Annotated in this window: 5 protein-coding genes; all 5 read left to right on the top strand. The window is 63.0% G+C overall.

Features of this window, described 5'->3' with window-relative positions; translation table 11 throughout:
• Positions 1-935 (top strand): formate dehydrogenase subunit gamma (locus tag ABI546_RS16445; RefSeq protein ID WP_348048177.1); only part of this gene is annotated, 935 nt, incomplete at its 5' end.
• Between the two features lie 17 nt (positions 936-952).
• Entirely contained in the window at positions 953-1345 is a 393-nt protein-coding gene (locus ABI546_RS16440; RefSeq protein ID WP_348048176.1) for a hypothetical protein, read from the top strand.
• A 74-nt stretch (positions 1346-1419) separates the two neighbouring features.
• Entirely contained in the window at positions 1420-2334 is a 915-nt protein-coding gene (locus ABI546_RS16435; protein WP_348048175.1) for a formate dehydrogenase accessory sulfurtransferase FdhD, read from the top strand.
• A complete protein-coding gene (locus ABI546_RS16430) occupies positions 2331-3863 on the top strand; it encodes a C13 family peptidase (protein WP_348048173.1) in 1533 nt (510 codons plus the stop codon). The genes ABI546_RS16435 and ABI546_RS16430 overlap by 4 nt, the downstream gene beginning before the upstream one ends.
• Positions 3864-3991: 128 nt before the next feature.
• Positions 3992-6553, top strand: a complete 2562-nt coding sequence (locus ABI546_RS16425) for an FtsX-like permease family protein (protein WP_348048171.1) — start codon at positions 3992-3994, stop codon at positions 6551-6553.
• Positions 6554-7128: the final 575 nt, after the last annotated feature.

Below are 7128 nucleotides of genomic sequence, written 5' to 3'. Positions count from 1 at the left end.
GGCGCCAGGTGGGCGAGGGTGTCACCGGCTACAGCAGCCTGCCCAAAAGCGAAGCACCCGAGGCCGGCAATTTGATTCAGCCCTTTGTGCAGTACCCCGGCTCACGCGTGACCAACGCCGGCGAAGCCTGGCGCCAGGTGCGCAACAACTGGATCATTCCCTACGGCGGCTCGCTCTTTTTGATCGTCGTGCTGGCCATTGCGATTTTTTACTTCAGCAAGGGCTCCATCAAGACCCACGGTGCTGACACCGGGCGCAAGATCGAGCGCTTCACGCCCTTTGAGCGCGCGGCGCACTGGTCCAACGCCATTGCGTTTTCCATTCTGGCCATCTCCGGCCTGGTGATGGCGTTTGGCAAGTTCTTTTTGCTGCCCGTCATTGGCGGCGCGCTATTCGGCTGGCTGACCTGGACACTCAAGACCATGCACAACTTTGCCGGCCCGCTGTTCGCGGTATCGCTGGTCATTGTGTTCTTCACATTCCTGCGCGATAACTGGCCGCAAAAGGGCGACATGCACTGGCTGGCCAAGGGCGGCGGCCTGATCACCGGCGACGAACCGGCTTCGAACCGTTTCAACGCTGGCGAAAAACTCATCTTCTGGGGAGGCGTGTTCTTTCTCGGCATTGTGGTCGTCTCCTCGGGCTTTGTGCTCGACAAGCTGCTGCCCGGCCTGATCTACGAGCGCTCCACCATGCAAGTGGCGCACATGGTGCATGCCGTGGCCACCGTGCTCATGATGTGCATGTTCCTTGGCCACATTTACCTGGGCACCATCGGCATGCAGGGTGCCTACAAAGCCATGCGCACCGGTTATGTCGACGAAACCTGGGCCAAAGAGCATCACGAATATTGGTACGACGACGTGAAGGCCGGAAACATCCCGGCCCAGCGCAGCAAACCTGTTGAGCCGCCGGCGCAAATCGTGCAGGCATAAAGAGTGAGGACCCCACGATGAAAAAACTCCTGATCCTGAGCTTGCTGGCCGCTGCGTCAGCAGCATCGCTGGCCAAGTTGCCCACGCCCGTGCTGTCCGACGAAGCCAAGGCCAAGGCTGCCGAAGCCGCCGCCAAGACCGCATGGACAGGCAAGTCCGAGGCCTACCAGCTGTGCAAGTCGCAAGACAAGGTTGCCGCCGCCTATTACAAATCAGCCAAGGCCGCCGGCAAGGAAACCAAGCCGCCGACGCCGGCGCCTGCCTGCGCAGATCCCGGCCCCTTTGCCTACACGCCGGCCGCAGCCAAGCCGCTTGAAGCGGCGGGTGCGCATTCACCCGCAGGCACGGCTACCAGCCCTCCCAGCACCAAGCAGCCCGATGCGGTTGGAAACCCTGCCAAGAAGTCCTGACCCAAGCCCGGTTCATCCGCGTCCCGAAAGGCCGACTCCGAAAGGGGCCGGCTTTTTTGTTGTAGTCTCCCCTCATGTCCGCTTCGCCCCCCCCTCTTTCACGCCTGCAAAGCCTGCCTCGGCTCACAAACGCCCAGGCGCCCCTGACGTGCGAGGTCGACGCCGTCAACGAATACGGCGAAGTGCAAAAAGTTGCCATCCCCGCCGAGCGCGCACTCACGGTCTATGTCGACAAACGCGAGCTCGTCACGCTCATGACGCTGGGCGCCCATCCCGAGCTGCTGGTGTTGGGCTACCTGCGCAACCAGCGGCTCGTCAAAGACGTGGCCGACATCGACTCCATCACCGTCGACTGGGATGTGGGCGCGGCCGCCGTCAAGACGCGCCACGGCATTGAAGACATTGAAGAAAAAACTTCGCGCCGCGTAGTCACCACCGGCTGCGGGCAGGGCAGTGTGTTTGGCGGCTTGATGGACGAGGTCGACGGCATCGTGCTGCCCGCCGATGCGCACATCACCCAGGCCCAGCTGTACTCCCTCGTCAACACCATACGGCTCAAGGAAACCACCTACAAATCCGCCGGCTCGGTGCATGCGTGCGCACTGTTTGCCATGACGGCGGGTGACCCCGAGATGCTGCTCTTCGTTGAAGATGTAGGCCGACACAACGCCATCGACACGATCGCCGGCTGGATGTCTATGCAGGACAGTCCTTCGATGAGCGAGGCGAACAAGGTTTTCTACACCACCGGACGCCTCACCAGCGAAATGGTCATCAAGTCCGCGCAAATGGGTGTGCCCATCGTGGTTTCGCGCAGCGGCATCACGCAGATGGGGCACCAGGTCGCGCAGACCGTCGGCCTCTGTGCGATCGGCCGGGCTACCAACAAGCGCTTTGTCTGCTATGCCAACCCGCAGCGGCTCAAGCTGCAGCCTGAACTGGCAGGCACCAAGCCACCGCCCTCGTCTTCATTCATGGCCGCGCCGTGACGCACACCAATACCTCCCTACAGGCCGACACACAGCCCGCGCCGCCGGACGTTCCCGAAGCAAGGGCCGCCGCTGCACCGGTCACCCGCCTTCCCCTGCAAACCTGGTTGATCGAGGGCTTGCGCGCCGGTGTCTTTTTAAAACCCCGGGTAGCCGGCCATACGCCCACGCCGCTGCAGGCCCTCATCATCAGCGCGCTGGTTTTTGTTGTTGAAGCCGCCCTGTTCCGGCTTGAGATTGCCGGTCCTGCGCGCCTGGATGTCCAGGCCTGGCTGTCGGGCTGGTGGGTGGCCGCACTTTTCATCGGTCTCGCGTGGTGGGCGTTTCCTTCAGAAGCGGCAGAACCCGACGGTGAAACGCCACAGCGCCCGGTGGGAGTGGGCGCCGGCTTTGTCCTGTGGGTGGTGGCCGCCATTCCCAATACCTTGGTGTACCAATGCCTCATAGGCGCCATTGCGCAGGGCTGGCTCAAAGGTGAGCTGTTTTCCCAGGCATGGCTTTACTGGGCATTTTTTGCGGTGTTCACCGCCTGGTCGTTGGGCGCGGCGTTTTTGCTGATTACCCGGTTCACCGGGCTGACCGTGCGCGCCATGGTTTTTGGCCTCGCGCTGGTGGCCTCTGCCGGCCTTAGCGCCTGGCAGTTCAACGCCCGCACCTGGCAAGACGATTCTGCACGCGATGCAGCGGCTGTGAGCCGGCCCCGCCTGCACCTGAGCCAGCAAACCTTTGAAACGCAACAGGCGCTGTGGGAAAAGACCCTGGCCGCTGTTGCACCCGAGCGCCCCGGCGTTGTCGATGTCTACGGTGTCGTGTTTGCCCCTTATGCCGCGGAAGACGTGTTCCTGCGCGAAAGCACCCTGGTGAGCCGCGTGCTCGCCGAGCGATTTGATGCCGAGGGCCGTGTGGTCCATCTGGTCAACCACGCCACCACCACCTCAACCCACCCATGGGCCACCACGCTGAACCTGCAGCGCACCATCGATGCAATGGCCCAGCGCATGGACAGGAACAACGATGTGCTGGTGGTCTACATGACCTCTCACGGCGCCAGTGACTTCAAGCTGGCGGCTTCCCACTGGCCGCTTGAAGTGCCGCCCGTGAGCCCCGGCGAGTTGCGCGAGGCGCTCGACAATGCCGGCGTCCGCCACCGCGTCATCGTCATATCGGCCTGCTATTCAGGCGGCTGGGTCGACACACTGGCCGGCGACACCACCCTGGTGATGACGGCGGCGGACGCCACCCACACCTCTTATGGTTGCGGGCGCCTGTCTGAGCTCACCTTCTTCGGCCGCGCCATGTTTGACGAGCAGCTGCGCAAGACGCATTCCTTCGAGCTGGCGTTTGCCCGTGCCGTTCCGCTGATCAAGCAGCGCGAAATCGACGCCGGCAAGGAAGACGGGTTTTCCAACCCGCAGATCCGGGTGGGCGCCGGCATCAGCCCGGTGCTGCGCGCGCTCGAAAAACGGCTGGATGCACTGCCGCCCACCGCTCCGGCGCCCCTGCCGCTCGCCAACGCCGCTCGTCCGTAGGCCGGGCAAAACGCTCACCGCTGGCGTCCTCGCCCCGGCTGCGCTAATCAGCCGCAAAACCAGGCCCAAAATTCGTCCGTAAACCCGGCCATCGCTCAGGGACGCGAACTTTGCGTTATGGTCGCCTCATGAACACCCTTTTCCTCAAGCTCGGCTGGAGAACCTTGCTGCGCGATTTGCGCGCGGGCGAGTTACGCCTCCTCATCGTGGCCGTGACGCTGGCCGTGGCGGCGCTCACTGCTGTCGGCTTTTTTGCCGACCGCCTCAAGGGCGGCCTGCAGCGCGACGCCCGCCAGCTGCTGGGTGGCGATGCCGTGATTCGCAGCGACGGCGTGACACCCGCCGCTTTCATTGCCAAGGCGCAGGCCTTGGGCCTGAAGGCCGTTTCCACCGTTACCTTTCCCACCATGGGCCGTGCCACCGACGCCGACGGCGGCGCCAGCAAGCTGGTCGCTTTCAAGGGCGTGCCCGAGGGCTATCCGCTGCGCGGGAGCATGAAAGTCGCCGACAGCCTGGACGGTCCAGGCGAGGATACGCGGGAGGTGCCTGCGCCCGGTACGGCGTGGGCGGACGCCTCGCTGCTCGATGCGCTGGGCCTCAAGCTTGGCCAGACCCTGCTGATGGGCGACGCCAGCTTCAAGGTCACGCGCGTCATCGTGCAAGAGCCCGATCGCGGCGCCGGCTTCATCAGCTTTTCACCGCGCGCCATGGTCAACCAGGCCGACGTGGCCGCCACCGGCCTCATCCAGCCCGCCAGCCGCACCAACTACCGCTTTGCCGTCGCCGGCGATGACAAAGCCGTCAAGGCTTACGTGAAGTGGGCCGCGGACGAGATCAAAAAACCCGGCGCCGAGACGGGCATTCGCGGTGTGCGCCTGGAGTCCCTGGAATCGGGTAGCCCCGAGATGCGGCAAACGCTGGACCGCGCCGAGAAATTTCTCAACCTGGTGGCGCTGCTGGCCGCATTGCTGAGCGCCGTGGCCGTGGCCATCGTCGCCCGCGGTTTTGCGGCCAAGCACCTGGACGATTGCGCCATGTTGCGTGTGCTTGGCCAACCGCAGCGCACCATTGCGCTGGCCTACACCTTTGAGTTTGTGGTGGCCGGCATGCTGGCCAGCGCCCTCGGCGTGGTATTGGGGTTTGGGGTGCACCACGCCTTTGTGCTGCTGCTGGCCGGGCTGGTAGAAACCGCGCTGCCGGCGGCCACTTTCTGGCCCGTCATGTTTGGCATGGGCATGGGCCTGACGCTGCTGCTCGCCTTTGGCTTGCCGCCGGTGCTGCAGCTGGCACAGGTGCCGCCGTTGCGCGTGATTCGCCGCGATGTCGGCAACCTCAAGCCCGCTTCGCTCGCGGTGCTGGGTGTCGGCGTGGCTGGTTTTGCCGCCTTGCTGGTGGCCGCCAGCAGCGACCTGAAGCTGGGGCTCATTGCCGTCGGGGGTTTTGCCGGCGCGGTGCTGGTGTTTGCGGTGGCCAGTTACGCCGCCGTCAAGCTGCTGCGCGCCAGCGTCAACGAGGCGACCGCCCCGCGCTGGCTGGTGCTGGCCACGCGGCAGCTGTCTGCCCGGCCGATGTATGCGGTGGTGCAAACCAGCGCGCTGGCCGTGGGCCTGCTGGCGCTGATGCTGCTGGTGCTGCTGCGCACCGACCTCATCAGCAGTTGGCGCAAGGCCACGCCGCCCGATGCTCCCAACCGCTTCGTCATCAACGTGCAGCCTGAGCAGGGCGAGGCTTTCCAGAAAGCATTGCGCGACGGCGGCGTGAAGAAGTTCGACTGGTACCCGATGATCCGCGGGCGCCTGGTGGCCGTGAACGGCAAGCCCGTCACGCCCGACGATTTTGAAGACGACCGCGCCAAACGCCTGGTCGACCGCGAGTTCAATTTGTCCAACAGCGCCGACATGCCCTCACACAACCAGGTCACCGGCGGGCGCTGGACAGGCGGTGAAAAAGACGCCATCAGCGTCGAAGACGGCTTGGCCAAAACACTGGGCCTCAAGCTCGGCGACTCCTTGCGGTTTGACATTGGCGGTCAGCTCAGTGAAGCGAAGATCACCAGTTTGCGCAAGGTGGACTGGGGCTCGATGCGCGTCAACTTTTTTGTGATGTACCCGGTGGCGCAATTGCCTGCCGATGTGCCGGTGTCGTTCATCAGCGCCTTTCGTGCTCCTGAAGGCCCCGCTGCCGTGCCCGGTCAACCGCACCCGCAGAGCTTCGACAACGCATTGGTCAAGGCATTTCCCAATATCACCAATGTCGACATGAGCAGCACGCTTGCACAAGTGCAACGCGTGCTCGACCAGGTGATACGCGCGGTCGAATTTTTGTTTGGCTTCACACTGGCCGCCGGTCTGGTCGTGCTGTTTGCCGCCATCACCGCCACGCGTGAAGAGCGCGCCCGCGAGTTCGCCATCATGCGTGCGGTGGGTGCGCGTGCTTCGTTGCTGCGTCAGGTGCAGCGTGCCGAGCTGGCCGGTGTGGGTTTGCTGGCCGGATTCCTGGCATCCGTGGTTGCGCTGGCTGTGGGCTGGGGCTTGGCGCGGTTTGTGTTTGACTTCAACTGGACTGGTTCGTGGACGGTGCCTTTGATGGGCAGCCTCGCGGGGGCTTTGCTGGCGTTGGCGGCGGGGTGGTGGGGGTTGAGGTCTGTTTTGAATACGCCTGTGGTGGAGACTTTGCGGAAGGCGCAGTAGGGCATCCCGTTCGGGCTGAGGTATCGAAGCCTTCTCACTGCCGCTCGGGGTAAGCCTGTCGAAGCCTTGTTTGCTCCGGCCTTTGCTTTTTCTGCTGAAGGTTGCTGGCCGGGGGGGGGCCGGCATGCGGATCAGTTTCATCTCTTTCCGGTGGTCCAGTCCCCGGGGGCACTCCAATTCGTTGCTTGACGTTTGTTGCAACGAGTTGAGCGAGCACGCACTATTCGAATGCGAATGAAGTATCGCCCCCTGCAAATAGAGGAGATGTGTCGTTTTCTGAGCTGCCTGGTTACTGATTTGCCTGCTATCACTTAAGCCTGCTTTTTTTAGATGACTCTTCAGTGAGATGAACACCATTTGCTATTGCACTTTTTGAATCTGTTGTCTTTAAGTGAACGAATCGTTTATTTCGTTTGTTGAGCAAACAGATCAAGCAGAGATGCGATTACATTCCCTCTGAAAGTAAGCGGCCTTGAGCTGACAAAAAAAGGGGAGTGAGGGATGAGGGTGTCATACAGATGGTTGGCGTTGGTGCGTTTGCACGACGTACATGCAGCGAGACTGCTGTCATTTTT

Source organism: Polaromonas sp., assembly GCF_039932935.1.
Taxonomy (GTDB): Bacteria; Pseudomonadota; Gammaproteobacteria; order Burkholderiales; family Burkholderiaceae_C; genus Polaromonas.
Note: the sequence above shows the minus strand (reverse complement) of the source record. Positions and strands in the feature narration are given on the sequence as shown.